Source organism: Bradyrhizobium sp. CCBAU 51627 (assembly GCF_028128765.1).
Classification (GTDB): Bacteria; Pseudomonadota; Alphaproteobacteria; order Rhizobiales; family Xanthobacteraceae; genus Bradyrhizobium.
Window position 1 is genome coordinate 671,803 of record NZ_LBJG01000024.1, and the last position, 24,512, is coordinate 696,314.

22 protein-coding genes are annotated in these 24,512 nt (G+C 61.0%); 17 read left to right on the forward strand and 5 right to left on the reverse strand.

Annotated elements, in window-relative coordinates; genetic code table 11:
• Nucleotides 1-86: 86 nt before the first annotated feature.
• The 4 genes from XH88_RS18090 to XH88_RS18105 form a co-directional block, all read right to left on the reverse strand.
• Nucleotides 87-1,295: an ABC transporter substrate-binding protein gene (locus XH88_RS18090; RefSeq protein WP_271669613.1), complete on the reverse strand. Its 1,209-nt coding sequence runs from the start codon at nt 1,293-1,295 to the stop codon at nt 87-89.
• 142 nt (nt 1,296-1,437) lie between these two features.
• Nucleotides 1,438-2,109 carry a Crp/Fnr family transcriptional regulator gene (locus tag XH88_RS18095; protein WP_271669614.1) on the reverse strand — a complete coding sequence of 224 codons (672 nt, stop codon included), beginning with the start codon at nt 2,107-2,109 and terminating at the stop codon, nt 1,438-1,440.
• 224 nt (nt 2,110-2,333) lie between these two features.
• On the reverse strand, nt 2,334-2,498 hold the full coding sequence (locus tag XH88_RS18100) for a hypothetical protein (protein ID WP_271669615.1): 165 nt from the start codon (nt 2,496-2,498) through the stop codon (nt 2,334-2,336).
• A gap of 34 nt (nt 2,499-2,532) precedes the next feature.
• Nucleotides 2,533-4,245 (reverse strand): thiamine pyrophosphate-requiring protein, encoded by a 1,713-nt coding sequence (locus tag XH88_RS18105; protein ID WP_271669616.1) that lies wholly within the window; start codon nt 4,243-4,245, stop codon nt 2,533-2,535.
• A gap of 291 nt (nt 4,246-4,536) precedes the next feature.
• On the opposite strand from XH88_RS18105, the gene XH88_RS18110 reads away from it, so the two are divergent.
• The 17 genes from XH88_RS18110 (at nt 4,537) to XH88_RS18190 (ending at nt 23,520) form a co-directional block, all read left to right on the forward strand.
• Entirely contained in the window at nt 4,537-5,493 is a 957-nt protein-coding gene (locus XH88_RS18110; protein WP_271669617.1) for an MBL fold metallo-hydrolase, read from the forward strand.
• Nucleotides 5,494-5,495: 2 nt separating this feature from the next.
• Nucleotides 5,496-6,842: a homogentisate 1,2-dioxygenase gene (gene hmgA, locus XH88_RS18115; RefSeq protein WP_271669618.1), complete on the forward strand. Its 1,347-nt coding sequence runs from the start codon at nt 5,496-5,498 to the stop codon at nt 6,840-6,842.
• A 147-nt stretch (nt 6,843-6,989) separates the two neighbouring features.
• Nucleotides 6,990-8,306, forward strand: a complete 1,317-nt coding sequence (gene fahA, locus XH88_RS18120; protein ID WP_271669619.1) for a fumarylacetoacetase — start codon at nt 6,990-6,992, stop codon at nt 8,304-8,306.
• A gap of 118 nt (nt 8,307-8,424) precedes the next feature.
• Nucleotides 8,425-9,411 carry an ABC transporter substrate-binding protein gene (locus XH88_RS18125; protein ID WP_271669620.1) on the forward strand — a complete coding sequence of 329 codons (987 nt, stop codon included), beginning with the start codon at nt 8,425-8,427 and terminating at the stop codon, nt 9,409-9,411.
• 18 nt (nt 9,412-9,429) lie between these two features.
• Entirely contained in the window at nt 9,430-10,359 is a 930-nt protein-coding gene (locus tag XH88_RS18130; RefSeq protein ID WP_271669621.1) for an ABC transporter permease, read from the forward strand.
• Nucleotides 10,356-11,150: an ABC transporter ATP-binding protein gene (locus XH88_RS18135; protein WP_271669622.1), complete on the forward strand. Its 795-nt coding sequence runs from the start codon at nt 10,356-10,358 to the stop codon at nt 11,148-11,150. Before XH88_RS18130 ends, XH88_RS18135 begins: the two co-directional genes overlap by 4 nt.
• A 148-nt stretch (nt 11,151-11,298) precedes the next feature.
• On the forward strand, nt 11,299-12,927 hold the full coding sequence (locus tag XH88_RS18140) for a thiamine pyrophosphate-dependent enzyme (RefSeq protein WP_271669623.1): 1,629 nt from the start codon (nt 11,299-11,301) through the stop codon (nt 12,925-12,927).
• 20 nt (nt 12,928-12,947) lie between these two features.
• The gene (locus XH88_RS18145) at nt 12,948-14,144 is read left to right on the forward strand and encodes an amino acid aminotransferase (protein WP_271669624.1); all 1,197 of its coding nucleotides are present in this window, start codon (nt 12,948-12,950) and stop codon (nt 14,142-14,144) included.
• 520 nt (nt 14,145-14,664) lie between these two features.
• Nucleotides 14,665-14,913 (forward strand): amidase family protein, encoded by a 249-nt coding sequence (locus XH88_RS39245; RefSeq protein WP_442868447.1) that lies wholly within the window; start codon nt 14,665-14,667, stop codon nt 14,911-14,913.
• A 376-nt stretch (nt 14,914-15,289) separates the two neighbouring features.
• On the forward strand, nt 15,290-15,721 hold the full coding sequence (locus XH88_RS18155; RefSeq protein ID WP_271669625.1) for a hypothetical protein: 432 nt from the start codon (nt 15,290-15,292) through the stop codon (nt 15,719-15,721).
• Between the two features lie 192 nt (nt 15,722-15,913).
• Nucleotides 15,914-16,687, forward strand: a complete 774-nt coding sequence (locus XH88_RS18160; protein ID WP_271669626.1) for an enoyl-CoA hydratase-related protein — start codon at nt 15,914-15,916, stop codon at nt 16,685-16,687.
• A 39-nt stretch (nt 16,688-16,726) separates the two neighbouring features.
• Entirely contained in the window at nt 16,727-17,596 is an 870-nt protein-coding gene (locus XH88_RS18165) for an FAD binding domain-containing protein (RefSeq protein WP_271669627.1), read from the forward strand.
• The gene (locus XH88_RS18170; protein ID WP_271669628.1) at nt 17,593-18,075 is read left to right on the forward strand and encodes a (2Fe-2S)-binding protein; all 483 of its coding nucleotides are present in this window, start codon (nt 17,593-17,595) and stop codon (nt 18,073-18,075) included. The genes XH88_RS18165 and XH88_RS18170 overlap by 4 nt, the downstream gene beginning before the upstream one ends.
• Nucleotides 18,072-18,833 (forward strand): N-acyl homoserine lactonase family protein, encoded by a 762-nt coding sequence (locus XH88_RS18175; protein ID WP_271669629.1) that lies wholly within the window; start codon nt 18,072-18,074, stop codon nt 18,831-18,833. Before XH88_RS18170 ends, XH88_RS18175 begins: the two co-directional genes overlap by 4 nt.
• Complete coding sequence (locus XH88_RS18180) at nt 18,826-21,228, forward strand: xanthine dehydrogenase family protein molybdopterin-binding subunit (RefSeq protein ID WP_271669630.1); 2,403 nt, start codon at nt 18,826-18,828, stop codon at nt 21,226-21,228. The genes XH88_RS18175 and XH88_RS18180 overlap by 8 nt, the downstream gene beginning before the upstream one ends.
• Entirely contained in the window at nt 21,221-21,970 is a 750-nt protein-coding gene (locus XH88_RS18185; RefSeq protein WP_271669631.1) for an SDR family NAD(P)-dependent oxidoreductase, read from the forward strand. The genes XH88_RS18180 and XH88_RS18185 overlap by 8 nt, the downstream gene beginning before the upstream one ends.
• 11 nt (nt 21,971-21,981) lie before the next feature.
• Nucleotides 21,982-23,520 carry a class I adenylate-forming enzyme family protein gene (locus tag XH88_RS18190; protein WP_271669632.1) on the forward strand — a complete coding sequence of 513 codons (1,539 nt, stop codon included), beginning with the start codon at nt 21,982-21,984 and terminating at the stop codon, nt 23,518-23,520.
• A 13-nt stretch (nt 23,521-23,533) separates the two neighbouring features.
• Here the strand turns inward: XH88_RS18190 and XH88_RS18195 are convergent, their stop codons facing one another.
• Nucleotides 23,534-24,472 (reverse strand): winged helix-turn-helix transcriptional regulator, encoded by a 939-nt coding sequence (locus tag XH88_RS18195; protein ID WP_271669633.1) that lies wholly within the window; start codon nt 24,470-24,472, stop codon nt 23,534-23,536.
• Nucleotides 24,473-24,512 lie beyond the last annotated feature (40 nt).

Here is a 24,512-nt window from a genome sequence, read left to right on the forward strand (position 1 = left end):
TTCCTGCCGAGTGAGCCAATGGACGTGCCATATCGGCCGCCTCTCGCAAACCGCGAGCTCGCGAGAGGCAGAGAACATGCGCCATGTCAGTGCTTGGCGGTCCCTTCTCTTAACAGGATGAATCGACCACCACGGACTTGGGCCAGGAAGTTCGATCTTCCGTCCAAACCAAGGTGATCCGTGGACGTGAAATTGAAGACGCCGTCGACGCCCGGAAACTCCTTTATTCGCTGCATTGCGTCATTAACGGCGATCCGCATTGCCGGCAGATCGTCCTTTTGTACCCGCGTCTTCAAAGCGTCCTGGAACGCCGTTGCGGCGAGGTTCATTGCGTCCCAGGCTTGTCCACCGAACAAGTCGACCTTGCCTTTTCCATAGGCTCCATCGTAAATCGCAGCAAATTCCTCCAAGGACTTCCGCATCGGATTGTCTTTGGAGATCTGATCGTAAACGTTCAGGCCGCCGACGGCGACGACGGCGTTCTCGATTGAGCTCTTGCCTAGTTCAAGAAACGCGTTATTTGCCGAGCCTCCACCATGATAGAGTGGCCCCTGGTACCCAACGCGCCTGAGCGCCTCGTGAGCGAGGTTGGCGGACGGAGGGGTCGAATAGACGACGATCGCATCCAGCTTTGTCTGTTTCAAGCGTAGGGCTTGCGGGGTGAAGTTCGTATCTTGGCGTGAGAAGCGCTCCGTGGCGACGACCTCAAGTCCATCCGCCTTGGCCACATTCTGAAGCTCCTTGAGGCCGTTTTCGCCGTAAGAATCTTCGGCGCCGAAGAAGCCGACCAGCTTGATGCCATGGCTCTTCATGTAGCCGAGCATCTGCTGAAACAGAAGGTTGTCCGAGATCGGCGTCTTGTAGGTAAACGGTCTGCTGGACGCCGGTGAAGCGACACTTGTCGCCGCGCCCATCGAGATGTTCGTAACCTTCGCGGCGGTTACCGTATCGATGATGGCCAAGGATGCAGGAGTCGTCGTACAGCAGATGACGACATGCGCGCGGTCCTCTTCTATGGCTTTTCGCGCAATGCTCAACGATTTCGTTGGGTCCGATGCGTCGTCGTAGATCGTCACTTTGGGCCTGTAAGGTAAATCCGTTCGGGCCGAGAACTTTTTTTCCCAAAGGTCGGCAGCCATGCGTTCGGGGATACCGATCGGAGACGCAGCTCCCGTCGACGAGATGATTGCCGTGATTCTAAGCTCCGGCTTTTCCTGGGCCACAGCCGGCTGAACGATGAAGATGGCTGCGGCCGCGGCGCTCGCACAACACAGCTCTGAAGCAAAATTGCGCATGATTTCCCCCGTTTTGACGTAAGTGCAATGATGCTTGCACATTGGGGGACAGGCGCCGGTATACGGAGTTACAGACCTTGTCGAGCCCGGCCGCTTTGGACGAACAACGGCAGGGGCAACGTACGATCGTCCTGACACACGGTCACTGAGCTAGCAATTTTTCCGAATTTACAATGCGCAACAGGCCGTCCGGCTCGACCGCGATTACGCCGCTCTCACGCAGGCGCTTGAGCGTACGCGTCACGGATACGCGCGTTGTTCCGGTCATGGCAGCGAGCTTGGCATGTGAGAGCCGCGTTCGCACCAGGCCATCGCTGTGTTCGCCGTCCTCGAAATTGTTCGCGAGACGAAGCAACGTTTCCGCTATTCTATCCTGAACTGATGAGCTTCCTAGGAACTGAAGCCGAGTCGCGACGACCCGCAGCTTAATGCTGGAAATTTGCAGGAGCGAAAGGGGTAGATCAGTATCCAGTTTGAAAATGCTTGGTAGGTCACGGGCGTCGAAGCGCAAGAAGCTGGAATCGCGCGTCGCCTGTCCCGCGGTAAATCTTGGCTTACCATCCAAGGCCGGACCATCGCCGCAGAGAGATGTAGGACCGAAGACATCCACCACGATCTCTTCGCCGTCCGGGCGAGTCATAGAGACCTTCATCTCGCCTTTGATCAGAAACCAGAAGTAGGGGCTAACCTCTCCCTGATCGTAAAGATGTTGCCCTTTGCGTAGATCGATTTTCTTGGCGCGGTTGGCGACGCGCAACCATGGAGCAACCAGCTCCTCCGTCAGGTGCCAGGTTTCAGTGAGTTCTCGGCTCATGGGCAGAACTTGGCACTCGCCAAAGGCAGTTGCAAGACGGACCTCTCCGCGACCGAGCAGCGCGCCAGCTTGTCGAGCCGAGAGAGGATTCTCGGCAAATTGGCGGGCAAGAAGTCAAACGACGTTGGCCGGGACCTGATCGCGACCCACGGCGTTGATGGCATGCAGGCCCGGTCCACGCTCCGCGCGCAAACTCCTGTGCGAGCTTCTGATGAACCAGGAGCCTACCGCTCGCAGTGCAGATCGGGGCCGGCGATTCCGATTGCGGCGACGACCTTGCCCTTCCCAGGCTCACGCACCTCAATGTCAGCCTTGGCGCCGGTCCACCATTGGAAATAGCGTTGCCGTTGCCATCCCTGGTCGCAATCTAGATCGATTGTCCCGTGCATGGGTTCATCCCGCTGCTGCCGGCCCGAGTGGTGCTCAAAGTGCCTGCAGCCAAACATCAAGAACGGCACATCGCCGCTCGGTTCGAACGACGTCAAATGCTTCATCAAGTGCCTGATGAAGTTCGCCAGCTCGCTTGATGGTTCGCGCAAACGCTCCCCCGGCGGCGGCAGCGATCCCCGCATAATCCGGCGGAGGATCGAATTCGACACCAATGCCGTCGCGCCGTCCGGCGGCCCCATTCGGCCGAAGCGCCTGCGTCGAGAGTTTCGGGCTCTTCCAACCTCGATTGTTGTAGATGACCTGAAGGAAGGGCGTCTCATAGTGCCTCGCCATCCAATGGACGGTTGACGGCGCCGAAAACATGTAGGACCCATCTCCCGTCAGACACGCGACGAATTGGTCCGGCCGCGCGAGCTTCGCCCCGATCGCTGCTCCGCCATTATAGCCGAGTGAGCCTGCTCCACTGCAGAGCATGCTGCCGGGACGAGAAAGCTCGAGATGATCGATGATGGTCTTGTAGTTTGAGATGCCCTCGTTCACGACGAGGGCATCCAAATCCAGCCGTTCGCGAACAGCGGTGGTCAAAGCCTCAGGTGTTACGACGCCGGCCGGATCGGCGAGGGGCTCCTTCGCGCGCAGAAGCCGACGCCGCTCGTTATGTGCCGTCACGAGGCGGGATCGTCGCCGATCCACCTGCGGATTGACGGGCATGGCTTGCAATATGTCGTTGATCTGTCGAAGCGCGGTCGCCGCATCGGCCCGATAACTGCGCTCCACCGGGAACGACCACAGAGGCATACGCTCTTTCAGCGGGTCGACGTCGATGTGAACGATGCGAGCCGACGGCGAAGGCTGATTGATGGTCGGGATCCAAGGAACATCGCTATCGATGATGAGTACGACATCAGCCTCGGCGAGGAGGGGGTTCTGCAACGCCTCATTCCATTGATTGGCTTGGTACATGGGGTCGTTCTGCGGATAGTTCATGCAGCACGGCACGGACTCGATCACGCCCACGGCAAGACGCTGGCAGAGCGCGACCAGTTCTGGAACGGCGGCTTTCCTTCGTCCTAGATACGAGGTGACCACGACAGGCATCTTGGCGTCGGTAAGCATGTTCGCCACGTATGCAGCGTCCGCGGGGGCGAGTGCCGAAGCCGACAGCGGAATGGAGTGAGATTCACGTTCCTCTTCGTTCAGCGGCTGCTCCATCACCTCTCTGGCCCCTACAAGATAGACTGGGCCTTGAGGATCGCTGTGGGCCGCCTGCATCGCGCGCCGGACAATTTGCTTCACATTGTGGCCGGTCCGAATTTCATTGTCGTGCTTCACATAGCCGCGAACGAGCCCGCGTTGATCACGCACGTCCTGGATCCAGTGGATGTATTCGTTGCGGCTTCCGAACATCTCTCCACGCTGCGTGAAGGGCGATGCGCCAGCAAAAATCAGAGCAGGTATCCGCCCGTTGGCTGCATTGTGGACCGCGCCGCCGAGAGATTGGGTGCCGCATTCGACATGGACCACAACAGCTTGGGCGCGCCCGGTAACCTGCGCGAAGCCATGTGCGGCAGACAGCGCTACCATTTCGTTGGGACAGGTCACCAAGCGAGGAAGGGAACGGCCTCGGGCCTTGGCGTTCGCAAGGGCTTCAATAATGGCCGGGTGATCGCTGCCGAAATTGGCGAAGATGTATGACACGCCAGCTTCCTGCAAAGCATCCAGAAACGCGGTACTCGTCGTATACAAAGGCCCTCTCCGATCAAATCGGGCGTCAATGCCCCGTTGGACATCGTCGCTCATTGACGCCGAAGACTAGAACCAACCGAAAAGCGACGCTGGTATACGGTGCTACAGAAACACGCCAAATGCGGTGGTAGAGGCCTTGGTAAGCCCTTGGCAAATTGCAGAAGGTCAAGAAAGATTTGTCTGGGGACACCGATAGAGCCGCTAGTTGGGTCGTGGCGAACCGGGCGGGCGTCAACGACCGGTCGCTCAGCGTTCGGCAGCAAAAAAACCACTGAATTAAAGGATGACCCGATGGCGAAGAATTTCGCATCCACCGGCGATCTCGCTGAGAAGACAGTCACCTTCTCCGAGATCGGCACCGATCTCTACGCCTTCACCGCCGAGGGCGATCCCAACACGGCCGTGATCGTCGGCGACGACGGCTGTCTCGTGTTCGACGCGCAGGCAACGCCGGCGATGGCGAACAAGGTGATCGAGCGCGTACGCGCGGTCACCGACAAGCCGATCAAATATGTCGTGCTTTCGCACTATCACGCCGTGCGCGTGCTCGGCGCTTCCGCCTACAAGGCGCAAGGCATCGTCGCCTCGCAGGAGACCTATCGCCTCATTGAAGAGCGCGGCAAGCAGGATTGGGATTCCGAATACGGCCGTTTCCCGCGCCTGTTCCAGGATGCGCAGAGCATCCCCGGCCTGACCTGGCCGACGCTCACCTTCGAAGGCGAGATGTCGATCTATCTCGGCAAGCGCGAGGTCCGGCTGATGCAGCTTGGCGCCGGCCACACCTCCGGCGATATCGTCGCCTGGGTGCCGGACGCCGAAGTCATGTTCTCCGGCGACCTCATCGAATACCATTCGGCCTGCTATTGCGGCGATGCGCATCTGCGCGAATGGCCAATGACGCTGAACGAGATCCGCAACTTCAATCCCAAGGCGATTGCGCCGGGCCGCGGCGACGCGCTGAAGGGCACGGCCACCGTGCGCGAAGCCATCGCGATGACGCGCGATTTCGTCACCTCGCTCTATGGCGCAGCCGAAATCTCGGTCGCGAAAGGGCGTACGCTGAAGGAATCGATGGCCGCGACCCGCGAGGTGATGGAGCCCAAATTTTCGAGCTTCGCCATCTACGAGCACTGCCTGCCGTTCAACGTGTCGCGCGCCTATGACGAAGCGTCCGGGATCGACGATCCCGTGATCTGGACCGACAAGCGCGACCAGGAAATGTGGGCCGCCCTGCAAGGAGGAGGATAGTCATGAACATCAATACCTCGCCTGACCAGATCATCCGCAGCTCGGCCCAGGTGACGCCGGGCTACATGTCCGGCTTCGGCAACAGTTTCGAGACCGAGGCGTTGCCGGGCGCGCTGCCGATCGGGCGCAATTCGCCGCAGCGCTGCGCCTATGGGCTCTATGCCGAGCAGCTTTCCGGCTCGCCCTTCACCGCGCCGCGCGGCACTAACGAGCGCTCCTGGCTCTATCGCATCCGGCCCTCGGTGAAGCATTCCGGCCGCTTTGAGAAGGTCGATGCCGGCCTGTGGCGCTCGGCGCCGTGCCATGAGTACGAGCTGCCGATCGCGCAATTGCGCTGGGACCCGACGCCGCTGCCGAAGGGGGAGGTGACCTTCCTGCAGGGCGTGCAGACCATGACGACGGCCGGTGACGTCAACACGCAGGCCGGCATGGCGGCGCATGTCTACCTCATCACCAAGTCGATGGTGGACCAGCACTTCTACAATGCCGACGGTGAGCTGATGTTCGTGCTCCAGCAGGGCAATCTGCGCCTCGTCACCGAGTTTGGCCGCATCGACGCCGAGCCCGGCGAGATCATCGTGATCCCGCGCGGCGTCAAGTTCCGGGTCGAGATTCCAAATGGCCCGGCGCGCGGCTATCTCTGCGAAAACTATGGCGGCGCCTTCACGCTGCCGGAGCGCGGCCCGATCGGTGCCAACTGCCTCGCCAATGCGCGCGACTTCCTGACGCCGGTCGCTAACTACGAGGACAAGGACACGCCGACTGAGCTGTTCGTGAAATGGGGCGGCTCGCTGTTCAAGACGCAGCTAACCCATTCGCCGATCGACGTCGTCGCCTGGCACGGCAATTACGCGCCCTACAAATACGATCTGCGCACCTTCTCACCGGTCGGTGCGATCGGCTTCGACCATCCCGATCCCTCGATCTTCACGGTACTGACCTCGCCGTCGGAGACCGCGGGCACCGCGAATATCGACTTCGTCATCTTCCCCGAGCGCTGGATGGTGGCCGACAACACCTTCCGTCCGCCCTGGTACCACATGAACATCATGAGCGAGTTCATGGGCCTGATCTACGGCGTCTACGATGCCAAGCCGCAAGGCTTCGTCCCGGGCGGCATCTCCTTGCACAATTGCATGCTGCCGCACGGCCCCGACCGCGACGCCTTCGAGCACGCCAGCAATGGCGAGCTGAAGCCGGTGAAGCTCACGGGCACCATGGCCTTCATGTTTGAGACCCGCTACCCGCAGCGCGTCACGGCACATGCCGCGAAGTCGTCGACATTGCAGGACGATTATGCGGATTGCTGGAAGGGGCTCGAGAAGCGGTTCGATCCGAACAAGCCGTAGTGTCTCCGCTCGTCATTCCGGGGCGCCGCATAGCGGCGAGCCCGGAATCCATAACCACGATCGTGAGTATGGATTCCGGGCCTGCGCCTCGCGGCGCATCCCGGAATGACGGCGGATAGATTGTCAAAAACATCCGGCAGGAAACCAATGCCCCACCCCAACGACCCCAGCCTCCGCTCCTTCATCGACGTCGATCCCGCCTCCGACTTCCCGATCCAGAACCTGCCCTACGGCGCGTTCTCGACCGCGGCGAATCCGACGCCACGGGTCGGGGTGGCGATCGGAAATTACGTGCTCGATCTCTGGGAGCTCGAGCAGGACTCGCGGCTCGATGTCGGACCGCTCGGCGTGTTCTCCGGACCCTTGCTCAATGCTTTCATGGCGCTCGGGCCAAAAGTCTGGAGCAAGACCAGGGCGCGGATCAGCGAGCTGCTGCGCGCGGATCATCCGGAGCTGCGCGATAACGAGGAGCTGCGCAGCCGCGCGCTCGTGCCGATGCGCGAGGCAAGACTGCATCTGCCGTTCGCGGTCTCCGGCTACACCGATTTCTATTCGTCGAAGGAGCACGCCACCAATGTCGGCGTGATGTTCCGTGGCAAGGACAATGCGCTGCAGCCGAACTGGCTGCACATGCCGATCGCCTATAATGGCCGTGCGTCCACCGTTGTGGTCTCCGGCACCAAGGTGAAGCGGCCGCGCGGGCAATTGAAGCCGCCGAATGTCGACGTGCCGAGTTTTGGGCCATGCAAGCGGCTTGATTTCGAGCTGGAGATGGGCGTCGTGATCGGCCAGCCGTCGCCGATGGGCGGCATGCTCACCGAGAGCCAAGCCGAGGAGATGATCTTCGGCTTCGTGCTGCTCAACGACTGGAGCGCGCGCGACATCCAGCAATGGGAATATGTGCCGCTCGGGCCGTTCCTGGCGAAAGCTTTCGCGACCTCGATCAGCCCCTGGGTGGTGACGCGCGAGGCGCTGGAGCCGTTCCGCCTGAAGGGGCCGGAGCAAGAGCCGGTGCCGCTGGATTATCTCAAGCAGGCGAAGCCACAGAACTACGATGTCGAGCTCGATGTCTCCTTGCGCGCCGCCGGTGCCGACGCGCCTGCCAACATCAGCCGTACCAATTTCAAGTACATGTATTGGTCCTCGGTGCAGCAATTGATGCACCATGCGTCGAGTGGTTGCGCGATGAACGTCGGCGATCTCCTCGGCAGCGGCACCATCTCCGGCCCGGAGAAGAATCAGCGCGGCAGCTTGCTGGAGATCTGCTGGAACGGCACCGAGCCGGTCGAACTGCCCGGCGGCGCCAAGCGCTCGTTCCTGGAAGACGGCGACAGCCTCGTTATGCGCGGCTGGTGCCAGGGCAACGGCTATCGCGTCGGGTTTGGCGAGGTCGAGGGGAGGATACTTCCGGCGGAGCGAGAGCACAGTGTCCTAACGGTAAGCAGCATGGGCACAACGCGCTAGCATCCCTTGCCTGTATCGCCAGATACAGCCCTCCCGAGTGCCTTCAGCTATCTACTCGCCAGGAGCAGATTGTGCCGGCCTCGAGTGCTCAGAGCGCAGTCATCTGGAGAGAAACATCATGGGTGGTTACGCTTGGAAGAAAAGCGCTTTTGCAGTCGTCGTCGGAGCGTGGGCCTTAACGACGGCGCCGGCTGTTCACGCCGCAGAAAAAGTTAAAGTCTACATCACCGCCATTGTGCAGCATCCGCAACTCGATGCCGTCCGTGACGGTGTCGTCGAGAAGCTCAAAGCCGCTGGCTATGGCGAAGATCGCCTCCAGGTCGTCTACGAGTCTGCACAAGGCCAAGCCGCCATCGCAGCGCAAATAGCGAGGAAGTTCGCAGGCGATCGCCCCGATGTAATTGTCGCCATCTCCACTCCCTCCGCGCAGGCGGTCGCCTCGGCCACGAAAGACATTCCGATCGTATTCAGCGCGGTCACAGACCCCGTGGCGGCAGGCCTGATCAAGTCCTTCAAAGCGTCGGGAACGGGAAATATCGCCGGCGTTTCGGACATGTCGCCCATCAAGGAGCAGCTCCAGCTGGCAAAGCAGATCATGCCAAACCTGAAACGTGTTGGAGCCCCGTACAATCCAGGCGAAGCTAATTCGGTCGTGCTCGTAAAACTCCTGAAGCAGTATGGCGAAGAAATGGGGATTGAAATTGTCGCGCCCCCCGCGAACGGAACTGCTTTTGTAAAGAACGCTACTCAAAGTCTTGTTGGTAAGGTCGACGCGATCTTCTCGCTTGCGGACAATTCTGTCACGGCGGCGTCAGCTACACTTTTGCAAGTGGCCGGTGAGCACAACATTCCAGTGTTTGGAAACGCTGCCGATTCCAATTTCGATCAGGGCACGCTCGCCGCGCTTGGATTTAGCTATCTGAGCATCGGCCGTCAGACCGGCGATATGGTCTTGAGGATCCTCAAGGGAGAAAACGTCGGCAAGATCGATTCCGAGACTACCAAAGAAACAGCTGTGGTCATCAACAAGAAGCTTGCCGATCGTCTGGGCATCGGTATTCCGGACGGCCTGCTCAAGAACGCTGCCGTCAAAGTGATGAATTAACTGCTCTCGCAGGTTCAAATGAGCATTATCTCCGTTGCGGGTGCGGTTGAAGTCGGTTTGATCTATTCGCTCGTGTCGCTTGGAATCTTCCTGGCTTTTCAGGTCCTCAGCTTTCAGGACCTGACGGCGGATGGAAGCTTCTCTCTCGGCGCTGCCGTTGCAGCAACAATGATCGTTGCTGGCTATAATCCGTGGACCGCGACGGTCGTAGCTGTGCTTGCTGGCTTTGCGGCAGGCCTTGTCACCGCCTTTCTCAGCATCCGCGTTAGGATCGTGAACCTGATCGCCAGCATGCTGACGCTGACGGCGCTGTTCTCGATTAACTTGCGGATCATGGGTGCGCCAAACGTTGCGCTGCTCGGCAAGAACACGATTTTCACGCCTCTAGGCACGACCTTCGGCTGGCCGGCCTGGCTCGGCAATCCGATTGCGATTTTCGTGGGCGTATCCGTGCTTACCGCCTTGTTTGCGTGGTTCATGAAGAGCGAGTTTGGGCTCGCGATGCGCGCGACAGGTGCCAATCCGCGAATGGCGCGTTCTTCGACCAGCCTGCATATTTATGTGGGGCTGGCGATTGCCAACGGGTTCATCGCGCTGGGTGGCTGTCTATTTGCTCAAAGCAACAGCTTTGCGGATATCACGGTCGGCGTGGGGTCTATCGTGGCCGGCCTTGCCGCCGTCATCCTGGGAGAAGCCTTGGTTCGCTCCGGCAACATCGTGTGGGTGATCGTCGGAACCGTGATCGGCTCGGTGCTCTATCGATTTGCGGTCTCGATCGCCTTGGAATCGGAATGGATCGGACTAAGCGCCGGCGATCTCAACCTTGTGACCGCGGTTCTGGTGGCTGTCGCGATGATGCTGAGAATACCGCGCTTCCGAGCTCTTTCGAGGAAGTTGATGCAGCGCTTCAATCAGAAGGCCGTTGCTACTCAAAGGAGCGGCGCGTGATTCGGCTCTCCAACGTCCAATGCACATTCAACCGGGACACGGTTCTAGAGACGAGGGCACTCCGCGATATCTCGCTAAGCATCGCTGCCGGAGAGTTCGTTACCGTCATCGGCAGCAACGGCGCCGGCAAATCCACATTGCTCAGCGTTATGTCCGGTGAAGCGCCGGTGACGTCGGGCAAGGTCGAGATTTTCGATGTCGACGTAACGAAGCTGCCCGCGCACCGCCGTGCCAGCTCGATAGCCAGGGTGTTCCAGGATCCGCTGATGGGGACGTGCGCCGGCCTCACCATCGAGGAGAATATGGCGATGGCGGCGAAGCGCGGTCAATTGCGCGGGGCTGCTCTGGCATCGAACAGGACGTTGCGATCGCTCTTCCGCGAGGAGCTGTCGAAGCTGGGACTTGGGATCGAGAACAGGCTTGGCGAGCTCATGGGCATGCTCTCCGGTGGGCAGCGACAAGCTGTGAGTCTGATCATGGCGTCACTCGCAAAGTCGGACATCCTGCTCTTGGATGAGCACACATCAGCGCTCGACCCCGGAAGTGCCAAATTCGTGCTTGAGCTGACCGACAGGATCGTCTCTGAGAAGAAGCTGACGACGTTGATGGTAACCCACTCTATGGGCCTGGCTCTCCAACATGGAACGCGAACGATCATGCTCGATGCAGGCAAGATCATTATGGACCTCTCTGGCGCCGAAAGAAGGTCGGCCACGGTAGAGGACCTCCTGAGCATGTTCACCAAAATCCGCGGCAAGGTGATCGACGAGGATGCGCTGCTGCTCGCGTGACGATTTTAGGACGCAAAGGTCAGCGTTCGTCGTTGCTGGTTAGGCAGTAGCCGCCGGTCGCGGAGTTTCTTGCTTGCCAGGCCTCCAAGACGCATCCCAACGGCTCGGCACATAGGGGCAGAAGCGGCTCTCTCAGGAATACAGGTAAGTGACAGAAGGCAAAAGTGAAACGACAGGGCGAAAGATCGCACGCGCATTGGTAGCGCACGGGGTGGATACGGTCTTCGGAGTCCCGGGGGCCCATACCTACGATCTTATGGACGGGCTGTATGCGGAGCGAAATGCGCTGCGCTTCATCTCGACGCGCCACGAGCAGGGGGCCGGATATATGGCGTACGGGTATGCCAAATGCTCCGGACGTCCCGGCATCTACACCGTAGTGCCGGGGCCTGGCGTTCTCAACTCCGGCGCCGCGCTCTGCACGGCGTACGGCGCAAATGCGCCCGTGATGTGTATCACGGGAAACATCATGTCCCATCTGATCGGCCGCGGGCGTGGTCAGCTTCATGAGCTGCCCGATCAACTCGCGACGCTTCGCGGACTGACGAGAGGCGCCGAGCATATTGATCATCCAAGCGCCACCTATGCCACTATGGCGAGCTTGTTTGCACGCATGACCTCGGGGAGGCGCGGGCCGGTCGCTGTGGAGGCACCTTGGGACGTTTTCGGGCAGAGGGCGCTGATCGAAGAGCCTATGATCGGAACGGCATCGCCGGCACCGGCACCTGATCCGGATGCGATCAAGGCGGCGGCTGCGCTGATTGCCGGCGCTCGGAATCCCCTGATCATCGTGGGCGGCGGCGCCGTTGATGCAGCCGACGAGGTGCGCGCGCTCTCGCATCATCTGCAGGCCCCCGTAACGTCTTATCGCTCAGGAAAAGGTGTGCTCTCGGCAGACGATCCCAATTGGCTCAACTTTGTCGCAGCATCCTCTTTCTTTCGCAACGTCGATTTGCTGATCGGGATTGGGAGCCGGCTTCATATGACCTGGCGCTCTCATCCGCCGCGGCTGAAGACAATCCGGATCGATATTGATCCGGTCGAGATGGTCCGGCTGAAGCCCGAAGTTGGCATAGTCGCCGACGCCTCAGAAGGGATCCGGGCCCTTCTGAAGGACCTCGATCGCACGCCGCGCGCGAGAAATCGCGGCGACGAGTTTCGTGAGCTGAACCGGAAGGCCGAAGCTGCAATGGGCGGCCTCCAACCGCAGATGGAATATCTCAAAGTTCTGCGTGAGGTGTTGCCAAAGGACGGCTTTCTTGTTGAGGAGGTCAGCCAGATGGGTTTCGCGGCTCGTCTGGGTTTTCCGGTCTACGAGCCCCGAAGGTACGTGACCTGCGGATATCAAGAGAACCTCGGCTTTGGCTACAACACCGCCTTAGGGGTCAAGGTCGCCCACCGGGACAAGGCTGTTGTTTCGATCTCTGGCGACGGCGGCTTCTTGTTCGGAGCGCAGGAGCTTGCAACCGCCGTTCAGCATCGCATCGGCGTGGTGTCGGTCGTCTTCAACAACTCCGCCTACGGAAATGTCCTTCGCGACCAGAAGCAGTCGTATGACGGCCGATTTATCGGTTCCGATCTGACGAACCCCGATTTTTGCAGACTTGCGGAGTCCTTTGGCGTGACCGCGCTCCGGGCGGGATCGCCGGGCGACTTGCGGATCGCGCTTGAGAAGGCATTGTCGCTCGATGCACCAGCGTTGATCGAAGTTCCGGTTGAAAAGGGGTCTGAGCCCAGTCCCTGGCCATTTATCCGTGGGGATGCGTCGATCGACTAGGGAAAAGTGAGACATCCGTCATGTTTGAAACGCTGACCCCAGCTCAGCCCGACAAAATCCTAGCGCTGATCGATCTGTTCAGGGAGGACCCTCGAACCAGAAAGGTCGACCTTGGGATAGGGGTCTACAAAGATGCGGCGGGTCGAACGCCGGTCTTCGGCGCAATTCGCGAGGCGGAGCGGCGCCTTCTCGCTGACCAAGAGAGCAAGAGCTATCTTGGTCCCGTCGGCGACGTCGGCTTTACGCGCGCGATCGTGAAGCTTCTGTTCGGACCGTCTGCTGACACTTCACGTATTCGCGCCTGCCAGACGCCTGGAGGTATGGGCGCGTTGCGAACGCTCTTGCAATTGTTGCATCGTGCCAAGCCGGAAGCCACCATCTGGACCCCCCAGCCGAGCTGGCCCGGGCATGCCGGACTAATCGCGGCGACGGGGCTTGCGACACGGAGTTACGCGTACTTCGACGCCGAGACCCACGACGTTCGTTTCGACGCAATGATCGCATCGTTGAAGACTGCCGCCCCTGGGGACATCGTTCTTTTGCATGGATGCTGTCACAACCCGACCGGCGCCGATCTTGATTTGGCGCAGTGGGGCGAGTTGGCGGACGTTCTGACAGATCGGGCTTTGCTGCCCTTTATCGATATCGCGTATCAGGGGCTCGGGGAGGGGCTCGAGCAGGACGCGGCGGGGCTTAGGTCTGTTTTTGCGCAAGTCCCCGAAATGGTTGTTGCCGCGAGCTGCTCCAAGAACTTCGGTGTTTACCGCGATCGCGTTGGAGCGGCGGTCATCGTCGGACGCACATCAGGACAGAGCGAAATCGCCGCGGCTCAACTCCTTGGGGCCGCGCGGAGCCTTTATTCGATGCCACCCGACCACGGGGCAGCCGCTGTCCGAATTGTTCTTAGCGATGCTGGGCTCAGAGGAGATTGGGAGGCTGAACTCGAGGGCATGCGTCGGCGGATGGTCAGTCTGAGGCTCGGTTTCGCCGAGGCTCTGCAGCGACAGTCGAATAGCACTCATTTCGCATTTGTCGCTCGACAGAGGGGCATGTTCTCACGAATTGGGGCAACCGCGGACCAGGTGTATCGACTGCGCAAAGAGCACGCGATCTACTTGGTCGAGGACGGACGTATTAACGTTGCAGGCTTGCCGGAACAACGTTTGGATGAGGTTGCGCGGGCATTCGTGACCGTCTTGGGCAAACCGCCTGCTTGACAGCCGGTCAACTGCGGTGGCCGCTTTCGGAGTTCGATCTGGAACGTTCATAACCGGCGGAGACTTCGCATGATCCGTCCAAGCGACCTTACTTCCGTCGAAGCTCGTCGACTGATCGGAAGCAGACAACTTTTGCCCGTTGAGTTGCCGGAATCCTGCATCGAGCAGATGAGGCGATTGATCCCGCCGTGAACGCGATGGTTGTTCGGGATTATGAGCGGGCGCGGACCGAAGCAAAAGCAGTTGAGGCCGCGGTCATGCGCGGCGACGTCCTCGGCGCGCTTCACGGACTCCCCGCGGCGATCAAGGGTATCCAGGCGATGCAGGGTATTTTAAGACCTATGGCTCGAAGAAGTTCGAAAACAACATTCCCGTGGCCTACGACGACATCACGGCGATTATCCGCAGCGCCGGAGGCATTGTTGTCGAAAGACGAACCTTCCGGAATTGAGCATCGGTGCCAACACGGTGAATCGTCTCTGCGGCGCGACCGAAAACCCGATCGATGTAACACGAACGTGTGGGGTCTTCGGGCGGAGCCGCAGTGGCCGTGGCAACAAACATGGTGCCTTTTGCGACCGGTTCGGACCACCGCGGTAGCCCGCGCATCCCCGCCCGCTATTGCGGTAGGAACGTGGTACCATCAAGCGTCGCTTCTTTCCATTGTGCATCACTGACGCGCATCCGCTTTGCCTGCGCAAATCGCGCGCCCGTCTGCAAGGCACACGATAATAGATCTTCCAAGGCTGTCGAGATATACTTCGCGTAGTGCCGCTCGATCATCTTCAGAGAAGTGTTGTTCAGTTTAGCAACGTGCTGAATAGGGAGGCCGTTTCGCAAGCCTCGGACGATGCTAGAATGTCGTAACGCTTAAGGAATGGCTTCCGGCACCCCTGCGCGCTCGCGGATGGCATGCCACGGCCGAGAGAGGCGAATACGTCATGGGCGTGATCGGCGATCGTGGCGCCGGCCTTTCGGTAGTGATCGGTTGTCGCTCCCGCACCGGCCTTGGTTTCCGCTCGGCGTCAGCCAGACACGGCACTTTTGAAGTTTAATTTCTTTGGACGCCGACCTTCGCAATCTCCGTCTGTAGCCGTAACCTTCTATCCGAAGGGCGGCGTGGATATTGTGAGGCGATCGAGTGCTTGGCGCAGGAATTCGAAAAGTATTTCGAGTTTATGCGGGAATTTGTCCTTCCCGCCGAAGGGCGGCCGTTCGCCCGCCTCCGCGCTGATACATGGTCTGTGATCCTTCAACCTGTTCGCACATCAAACGAAGGTGCGTCGGCGGAGCCAGAAGCAAGGCGAAGAAGGGCGTCATGTCCGTTCTTTGAGCGCTGGGGCCGCACCTCAAGCCGAGAAGCTCCGGTCTCGAATTTTCGACGAACAGCAGCGGCGCGAATGCGACCCAAGGTCATGCTGTTCGATGAAATGGTCTCCAATGTGCTCGATGTCATGCGCAGCGCAGCTTTGAGCGGTCAGACGACTAGTTTTATTGCGAACGCTACGGCGCTCCCGCGCCTCGATCTGCACTGGCCGATATCACCCGTATTTGTCGTGACCACGACCACATTGTGATTGGATGAGCCTGCATCGCAATGTGCTTGCCCTCTCTGTCGAGGGTAGATCACGGAGCGGCCCCTGCTTTTGGTTCCGAGGAGACGGGCCCTGCGCGTGGCCACCTTGACTTCGCCTCGAAAATCAGTCTACTTATGCAAGTGACGATAGGCATTCGGCCCAAAGGTCGTCTGTTCGGGAGGAGAGGCCTTCGTGAAAGATATAATCGTGGCGAAAAGGGACGGCATAGCGCGGGTCGCATTGAACCGGCCCTCGGCGAGGAACGCCGTCACGCTGGCGATGTGGTGTGAACTCGCCGACATCTTCTCGCACTTCGCGAGCGACCGGGATGTTCGAGCGGTCGTGCTGACGGGTGAGGACAAAAACTTTTCCGTCGGCGCCGATATCTCCGAGTTCGACAGTATTCGGGACGACAAGCGACAGAGTGCCGAATACGAAGTCGCCGTCGATTCCTGTTCAGGCGCGATCGCGACGCTGGGAAAGCCCGTTGTCGCAGCCATTTCCGGCTATTGCCTTGGGGGCGGTTGCCATCTCGCGTTGGCATGCGACTTTCGCTTCGGCGATCGTACCGCAACGATCGGGATTCCCGCGGCAAAGCTCTCAATCGTCTACGGCGTTCGAAGCGTGCAGCGGTTGCTGGCCCTGACGGGCATCGCAAACGCCAAGCGCATCCTTTACTCCGCGGACCGCTATCCGGCCGAGCAGGCGATGTCGATGGGGTTGATCGACGAGATCCACGACGATGCGCCGCTCGCCGCCGAGCGCTTCCTGAAACGGCTGGCGGACAATGCGCCACTTTCGATCGCCGGTGCGAAATACATGCTGAACGGGCTTTCGATGGGGGCCGGCGGCCTCGATTTGGCCGGCGCGCAGCAGCTGGTCGACATCGCGTCCGACAGCGAGGATTTCAGGGAAGGCCGTCGCGCGTTTGCGGAGAAGAGAGCTCCGCGGTTTCGTGGCGAATAGCGATGGCAAGCGCGGACGCGGTCTTGGAGGGCAAATACGATGAAGCCTGCCAAGTTTGACTATGTGGCGCCGACAACGGTGGATGCCGCAGTCGAAGCTTTGCGCGCGGCCAATGGTGAGGGCAAGGTTCTCGCCGGTGGCCAGAGCCTGCTGCCGCTTCTTAACTTCCGGATGACACGGCCTGCGGTGCTGGTCGACCTCAATGGCATCAGGGAGCTGTCATTCATCGAGCTGAGAGGCGATCGCGTCGCGATCGGCGCATTGACGCGCCATCGCGAGATCGAGCAGTCGCCGCTGATCGCATCGAAGCTGCCCGTGATGGCGGCGGCCATGCGTCACGTGGCCCACCTCGCGATCCGCAATCGCGGCACGATCGGCGGTAGCCTGTCCCACGCGGATCCCGCCGCAGAACTGCCAATGCTATCACTGCTTTACAGCGCGAGCCTATCGGTTCAGGGACCGTCCGGCCGACGGACGATCGCCGCCGAGGACTTCTTCGTCGACGCGCTGACGAATTGCCTGGAGCCGGAGGACATCGTGGTGGAGATCGAATTTCCAATCCTTCAGCAAAACGGATGGGCCTTCGAGGAAGTCGCTCGTCGCTTCGGTGATTTCGCGCTCGCCAGTATCGCCGTCTCTGTCCGGCGCGGTGCTTCCACCATCAAGGACGCGCGCGTGGCCGTGATGGGCGTGGCCGACACGCCGCTCCGGCTGAAAGAGGTTGAGGGACAACTCCGCGGTATCGCCATAGACGACCAGATGCCGGATCGATTTTCCGAGCTTGTCACGTCCAGCGTGTCTGCAAACGGCGATCTTCACGCTTCCGCCGAGTACCGCCAGCACTTGCTCGGGCAGCTGGCTAGGCGTGCCATGCAGACGGCCCTGGCCGCGGAGAGTGATCGGCGATGAGCGCGACAGTATCGGTGACCGTCAACGGAACGAAGTACGACGTACAGGACGTCGAGCCGCGGCTCCTGTTGTCCGACTTCCTGCGTGATATGCTCGGACTGACAGGCACTCATGTCGGATGTGAGCATGGCGTTTGCGGCGCGTGCACGGTGCTTGTCAACGGCGATAGCGTCCGCTCCTGCCTGATGCTCGCCATTCAGGCCAACGGCGCGGAAATCACGACCGTGGAAGGCCTCGGGACGCCGGAGACACTCAACGTTTTGCAGGCCCAGTTTCGCGAGCATCACGGGCTTCAATGCGGGTTCTGCACGCCCGGCATGTTGATGACGGGCGAAGACCTGCTCCGGAAATATCCGCTCGCGACCGACGACGAGATCAGGGAAGGGCTGTCCGGCAATCTTTGCCGCTGCACCGGATACCAGAACATTGTCGCCGCGATCAGAGCTGCGGCGGGCAAGCGCGCGGAGACCGTGCCATGAAACTCAATTTTCTCCCCGCCGGTCGCCTTCGGATGAAGAAGAGCATCTACGTGTCGGACGCCGACCGTAGTGAAACGATCGATCTTCCTGTCAGTAGCGCCTTGATTCGGCACAAGCAGGGCAACGTGCTGTTCGATACCGGCTGTCACCCTTCCGTGGTCGATCACGCCGAGGCGCGTTGGGGCACGCTTGCGAAGGTCATGAAGCCGTTGATGGGCGCGAATGAAACGCTGCTGCCAAGCCTGGCCTGCGTCGGAATGGAGCCCGGTGATATCGATATCGTCGTGAATTCTCATTTCCACCCCGATCACTGCGGCTGCAATCAGTTCTTCCGGAAGGCCACGATCCTGGCCCATGCCAAGGAGATCGAAGCCGCGCAGGCGCCGGGTGCTGAAGCGGCCGGCTATCTCCGCGCGGATTGGGACTACGGCCAGCCCATCGAGGCGCTGAACGGAGAGCGGGATCTTTTCGGTGACGGCAGCGTCGTGCTGGTGCCGTTACCGGGCCATACGCCGGGAACGCTCGGTGCGCTGGTCGGCCTCGATCGCGACGGACAATTCTTGCTGGCATCTGACTCGGTCAGTTTGCGTCAGAATCTGGATGCCGATACCGCGCCTCGCAACACCTGGAACGTCGATGAGCAATTGAAGACGTTCGCAGAGGTGCGGCGGATCGAAAGGGCGGGCGCGACGGTGATTTGCGGCCACGATGACCAGCAATGGCAGAGCCTGCGTAAGGGAAGCGAAGGCTATGAATAGCGAAACGCGCCCCCATTCGTCGGACGTCTTGCGACCGCGCAACGTTGGCGCGGCGATCAAGCGTACTGAAGACCCGCGGCTCTTGACCGGGCGCGGCGAGTATTCGGCCGACCGGAAGCCGGACCGGCCGCTTCACGTTGCGTTCCTTCGCAGCGGGCAGCCGCATGCGCGGATCGCCCGGATCGATACCGTTGCTGCGCAGGTGTCGCCGGGGGTGGTTGCGGTCTTCACCGCGGAGAATCTCGCCGGTGACTTCAAGCCGGTGATCCCATTCTCGCGGATGCCGAACTATTACGCGACGCCAATCGTGCCCCTGGCTACCGGCAAGGTCCGATATGTCGGCGAAGCCGTCGCCGCCGTGATAGCCACCTCGCGATATCTGGCCGAGGATGCGCTCGAGTTGATCGATGTCGACTACGAGCCGCTTGGCGCTCTCTCGCGTGCAGAGACCGCCATCGCAGGCGACGCGGCACTGCTGCACGAAGAGGCGGGCACCAATGTCCTCATCGCGCGCGAGTTCAAGAAGGGCGACGTGGCTGCCGATCTTAAGGCCGCTGCGGTCAGGGTGAGCGGCCGGTTTGAGATGACCCGCAAGGCGCCGCTTGCGATGGAGCCCCGGAGCTACACGGCCGAGTACGACAAGCGACGAGATGCCGTTACGCTTTATACGTCGTCGAACATTCCGGGCATTGTGCGGGACGCCATTTGTGAATCGCTCGACCTTCCAGGCCACCGCTTGCGGGTGGTGGCGCCCGATGTCGGAGGCAGCTTCGGATCGAAAGGGTCGCTCTATCCTGAAGAGCTCCTGATCTGCATCGCGGCACGCAAGCTCGGCCGCTCGCTGAAGTGGACTGCCGATCGACTGGAGGACGTCAGCAGCTCGAGCCAAGCCTTCGCCGAAATCGTCGATGCCGAGATGGGCTTCGACGCCAACGGGATAGCGACTTCGTTGCAAGCAGACGTGATCGGTGACGTCGGGGCCTATTCGATCTATCCCTGGACGTGCGGGCTGGAGCCAGTCCAGGTCGTCAGCTTCCTTCCTGGACCGTACAAGATCGCGTCGTATCGGGGTGCGGTCCGCGGCGTCGCCACCTGTAAGCCGCCGACTGGTCCGTATCGTGGCGTCGGCCGGCCGATCTCGACCTTCGTTGCAGAGCGCCTGATGGACCTTGGCGCCAAAGCACTTGGTCTTGATCCCCTCGAGATTAGGAGGCGCAACCTGATCCCGGCCGAGGAATTCCCGTACCGGATTGCATCCGGAATCATCTGGGACAAGACAGGATTTGTTGAGTGCCTGGAAGCCGCTGCGGAAGCTGTAGGTTACGAACAGCTTCGCGCTCAGCAAGCGGACGCGCGCAAGCACGGGCGTCTGTTCGGCATCGGGATCGCCTCCTATGCGGAATTGACCGGCATCGGCTCGCGGATCGCCGTCGCGCCAGGAATGCCGATCAACACAGGCTCGGAGACGGCGAAGATCACCATCGACTCCACCGGCGCCATTACCGCTGCGTTCGGTGTAGCTTCACACGGGCAGGGACTGGAGACGACGCTGGCGCAGATCGTCGCCGATGATCTCGGTGCCCGCTTCGAGGACGTCCGCGTCATTCAAGGCGACAGCGATGAGGTCCCAATGTCGACCGGGACGTATGCGAGCCGTAGCGCGGTGCTCGGCGGCGGTGCTGCCAAGCATGCCTCGCGCATCCTCCAGGACAAGATCAAGCGAGTCGCGTCTCATCTCCTGGAGGCCAATCAGGACGACATCGAGGTTTTGGACGGCAAGGCCGTGGTCATCGGCACTGACCGTGCGGTGACATTCAAGCAGGTCGCCAAGGCTGTTTATTCCGACATGAAGACGCTGCCCGTCGAGGCACGCGAGGAACTGACGGGGACATACACCTACGACCCTATCAACGGGACGACTGCGGCAGCCACTCACATCGCTGTGGTGGAAGTCGATCCCCTGACCTGCTTCGTCCAGATCCTGAAATACGTCGTCGCGGAGGATTGCGGCAGGATCATCAATCCGATGATCGTCGATGGCCAGGTCCACGGCGGCGTCGCGCAAGGTATTGGTGCGGCGCTGTTCGAAGAGCTCGTCTATGACGACGACGGCCAGCTCTTAAGCGCGAGCCTCGTCGACTATGTGATCCCCTCCGCACCCGAAGTGCCGGCCATGGACGTCGTCCACATCGAAAGCGAATCGGCGGTGGCCGGTGGATTCCGCGGCATGGGCGAGGGCGGCACGATCGGCGCGCCGGCCGCCATAGCCAATGCGATCGCCGACGCGCTGTCGCCGCTCGGCATCGACGTATCCATTCTTCCGATGACTCCGGAGCGCATATTCAAGCTCATGGAGCAGACCAGACTCAACGCGAGAGGAAAAGCAGATGAGTGATCTCAAAGGACGTGTCGCGCTCGTGACCGGCGGCGGACGGGATGTGGGGGCGGCGATCGCCAAGCTGCTGGCGGAACACGGCGCCAGCGTTGCGGTCAACTATCACAGCTCGAACACAGAGGCCGAGGCGGTGGTCGCCGAGATCGAGAATGCCGGCGGCAAGGCGAAGGCCTATCAGGCCGATATCTCGGACGCCGACGTCGTTCGGAAAATGGTCGCCGGCATCAAGAACGATTTCGGCGGGCTCGACATCCTCGTCAACAACGCCGGGCTGGTGTTTCGCAAGCGCTTCAGCGAAAGCACGCCCGAGGACTGGAAGAAGCAGATCGACACCTGCCTGTACGGTGCGCTGAATTGCTCGCACAGTGCCGGGCCGCTGCTCGAAGCGTCCGGCCGCGGCCGCATCATATCCATCATGGGGGACTCATCGAGGGTCGGCGAATCCGGTCTTGCGCTCGGCGCGGCTGCGCGCGCCGGCACTATCGCGCTGATGAAGTCGCTGGCCCGCGAATGGGGACGCTCGGGCGTGACGGCCAATTCGATCTCGCTCGGCCTGATCGAAACCGCCCACGACAGGACCTGGGTCAATGCCAACCGTGACAAGCTGGTCAAGGCCTATGCGATCCGGAGGCTGGGCTTGCCGTCCGACGTTGCACCCTTGGTCGCCCTGCTGGCCTCCGATGCGGGAAGCTGGATCACGGGGCAAGTCATCAGCGTGAACGGCGGATACAGTATGGTCTAGGGGATACGACGATGCTGCACGTTGATCTGATTGCGCCGATCGCGACGCTCCTCGATCGTCATGCCAAACAGCGGACCGGACAGGTCGCGTACTGGGATTCATCGCGGTCCGTCACCTATGCGGAACTTGCGACGCGTACCGCCTCGATCGCGGCAAACCTGGCGAAGGCCGGTCTGCGAGAGGGCGACAAGGTTGCGATCTATCTACCCAATGGCGTCGACTGGATCGAAGCCTGCTTCGCGGCATTGCGTGCCGGGGCGGTCGTCGTGCCCATCAGCTTCGACGCTGCGGAAGGAGAGATCAGTTATCGCGTGACCGATGCTGGCTGCAGCCTGATCATCACAGCCGCGTCGAGGAAGGAACTGATCGCGAAAATCTGCGGTGACGCCGGAATTGCGCCGACAGTGATCTTTGCCGGCGCCGAAGCGGCTCGGGCCGGCATCGCGCTGGCGGACCTTGCAACAGAGAGCGCCGCGAAGCCGCTCGACCCCGACGATATCGATCGTTCCTCTTTTATCATCTACACATCCGGTACCACGGGCCGCGCCAAGGGCGTGCTGCTGTCGTTGCGTGGCATGCTGTGGATCGCCGCGGCGTGCTGGGCGCCGATCTGCGAGCTGACCGAGAAGGATGTCGTTCTGTCGCCTCTCCCGCTGTTCCACTCCTACGGTCTCAATCTGTCGGTGCTCAGTGTGCTCGCGGTCGGCGCGAGCGAGCACATCATGGAGAAGTTTTCGCCGCAGCAGGCGCTCGATCTTTTGCAGACGGGAAAATACTCGATCCTGCCCGGCGTGCCGACGATGTTCCATTATCTCCTGCATCGCGCGCAGGAAGCTGGCATCGAACGCCTCGGCTCGGTCCGGCTGTGCATCTCCGCCGGCGCCATCATGCCGGCCGCTCTGAACGACGCCTTTGAGAAGCAGTTCGGAACACGGCTGCTGGACGGATACGGCATCACCGAGACGTCCACGATGGTCACGATGAACTGGCTGCACGGCGCACGGCCGATGGGATCGTGCGGATTGCCGGTACCGGGTCTTGCCGTGCGGATCGTCGATCCAACCTCGCTGGAGGATGTCCCGATCGGTGAAGAGGGCGAGTTGATCGTGCGCGGGCCGAACCTGATGCACGGCTATCATAACAAGCCAGCGGAGACGGCCTCCGCCCTGCGAAAGGGCTGGTACCATACGGGCGATCTCGCGAAGTCGGACGCCAGCGGCTATCTGACGATCACCGGCCGGATCAAGGAGCTGATCATCCGCGGCGGCCAGAATATCGCGCCGGCCGAGATCGAGGAGGTTGTGGTGCGGCATCCGCAGGTGACCGATTGTGCCGTTGTCGGCATCAGGCACGCGACGCTCGGTGAAGTGCCGTGCCTGTTCGTGGTGGCCAAGGCCGACGAACTCGATGTCGCGTCATTGATGGACCATTGCAGGGCCCATCTTTCATCCTACAAGATTCCCGAAGCGACCCATCTCGTCTCGGAGATTCCACGCACAGGCTCGGGGAAGATCATGCGCTTCAAGCTGGTCGAGGCGTTGCGCACTTAGGACAGAGGGCAGGCTATGAATCGACAGAACGCGGTCCCAGGGCGCCAAACGCCTTGGGATCATATGTCAGCCTGTAGCGCATGTCGGCGGCCACAATCGGCTGCTTGCAGCGGTCGCAATTCACCGACGCATGGAAATCGTGCCCGCAGGTGAGGTGGGTGAGTAGCAGGGGCGGCTTGCCCTTGGAGAGCCAACGATCGCCCCACTGCAGCATCGTGATGAAGGGTCCGTACAGGTCGCGCCCCATGTCGGTGAGAAGATATTCATAGCGATCCGGCGAGCTCTGGTATTGCCGGCGGCGCAACACGCCGCTGGCGACGAGACGGTTCAGTCGATCCGTCAGGATATTCGGCGCGATCTCGAGTTCGGTGAGGATCTTGTCGTAGCGCCGATTGCCGAAGAAGCCCTCGCGCACGACCATGAAGCTCCATTTGTCGCCAATGATCTCGAGCGCTCGCGAGACAGAGCTTGGGCGGCCGAGCTGAAAGCGGTTGCCGTCCGAGGCTCTTCTTGTGTTGCGGCCGGCCTTGGCGGGGTGGCGCCCGGCGCCCGGTCCGTCGCGGTACCTGGCATCGCGCGCGGCGACGCTTTCGCCACAATGCGAGCAGGCGACGATCGGGTGACTGTCGCAACCGCAGCTGACGTGGACCAGCGTCAGTGGAGCGGGCTTGCCGCCTGCGAGCCAGCGATCGCCGAACTGCATCAGGGCGATGAAGCTCGGATAAAGATCGAAGCCCATTTTGGTCAGGCGATATTCCTTGCGCAGCGACGATCCGGGCGCGACCTGCCGGAAGATTGCGAGCTGCGTGAGTTTCCTCAGACGATCGGTCAGCGTTGCCCTGGGAATGCCAAGCGCCGCACGGAATGCCTCGAAGGTTTGCGTGCCGAAGAACGCCTCGCGTATGATCAGGAAAGCCCAGGCGTCGGACACGATATCCAACGTGCGCGCCACAGAACAATTTCGTTCGCGCCTGATAGCGCCGGCCTGGCTT

Coding starts and splice junctions, on each gene's coding strand:
- XH88_RS18145 (WP_271669624.1), top strand. CDS start 12,948: ATGTTTGAAACGCTGACCCCAGCTCAGCCCGACAAAATCCTAGCGCTG.
- XH88_RS18100 (WP_271669615.1), bottom strand. CDS start 2,498: ATGCACGGGACAATCGATCTAGATTGCGACCAGGGATGGCAACGGCAA.
- XH88_RS18095 (WP_271669614.1), bottom strand. CDS start 2,109: ATGAGCCGAGAACTCACTGAAACCTGGCACCTGACGGAGGAGCTGGTT.
- XH88_RS18170 (WP_271669628.1), top strand. CDS start 17,593: ATGAGCGCGACAGTATCGGTGACCGTCAACGGAACGAAGTACGACGTA.
- XH88_RS18130 (WP_271669621.1), top strand. CDS start 9,430: ATGAGCATTATCTCCGTTGCGGGTGCGGTTGAAGTCGGTTTGATCTAT.
- XH88_RS18185 (WP_271669631.1), top strand. CDS start 21,221: ATGAGTGATCTCAAAGGACGTGTCGCGCTCGTGACCGGCGGCGGACGG.
- XH88_RS18090 (WP_271669613.1), bottom strand. CDS start 1,295: ATGCGCAATTTTGCTTCAGAGCTGTGTTGTGCGAGCGCCGCGGCCGCA.
- XH88_RS18175 (WP_271669629.1), top strand. CDS start 18,072: ATGAAACTCAATTTTCTCCCCGCCGGTCGCCTTCGGATGAAGAAGAGC.
- XH88_RS18125 (WP_271669620.1), top strand. CDS start 8,425: ATGGGTGGTTACGCTTGGAAGAAAAGCGCTTTTGCAGTCGTCGTCGGA.
- XH88_RS18110 (WP_271669617.1), top strand. CDS start 4,537: ATGGCGAAGAATTTCGCATCCACCGGCGATCTCGCTGAGAAGACAGTC.
- XH88_RS18180 (WP_271669630.1), top strand. CDS start 18,826: ATGAATAGCGAAACGCGCCCCCATTCGTCGGACGTCTTGCGACCGCGC.
- XH88_RS18190 (WP_271669632.1), top strand. CDS start 21,982: ATGCTGCACGTTGATCTGATTGCGCCGATCGCGACGCTCCTCGATCGT.
- hmgA (WP_271669618.1), top strand. CDS start 5,496: ATGAACATCAATACCTCGCCTGACCAGATCATCCGCAGCTCGGCCCAG.
- fahA (WP_271669619.1), top strand. CDS start 6,990: ATGCCCCACCCCAACGACCCCAGCCTCCGCTCCTTCATCGACGTCGAT.
- XH88_RS18165 (WP_271669627.1), top strand. CDS start 16,727: ATGAAGCCTGCCAAGTTTGACTATGTGGCGCCGACAACGGTGGATGCC.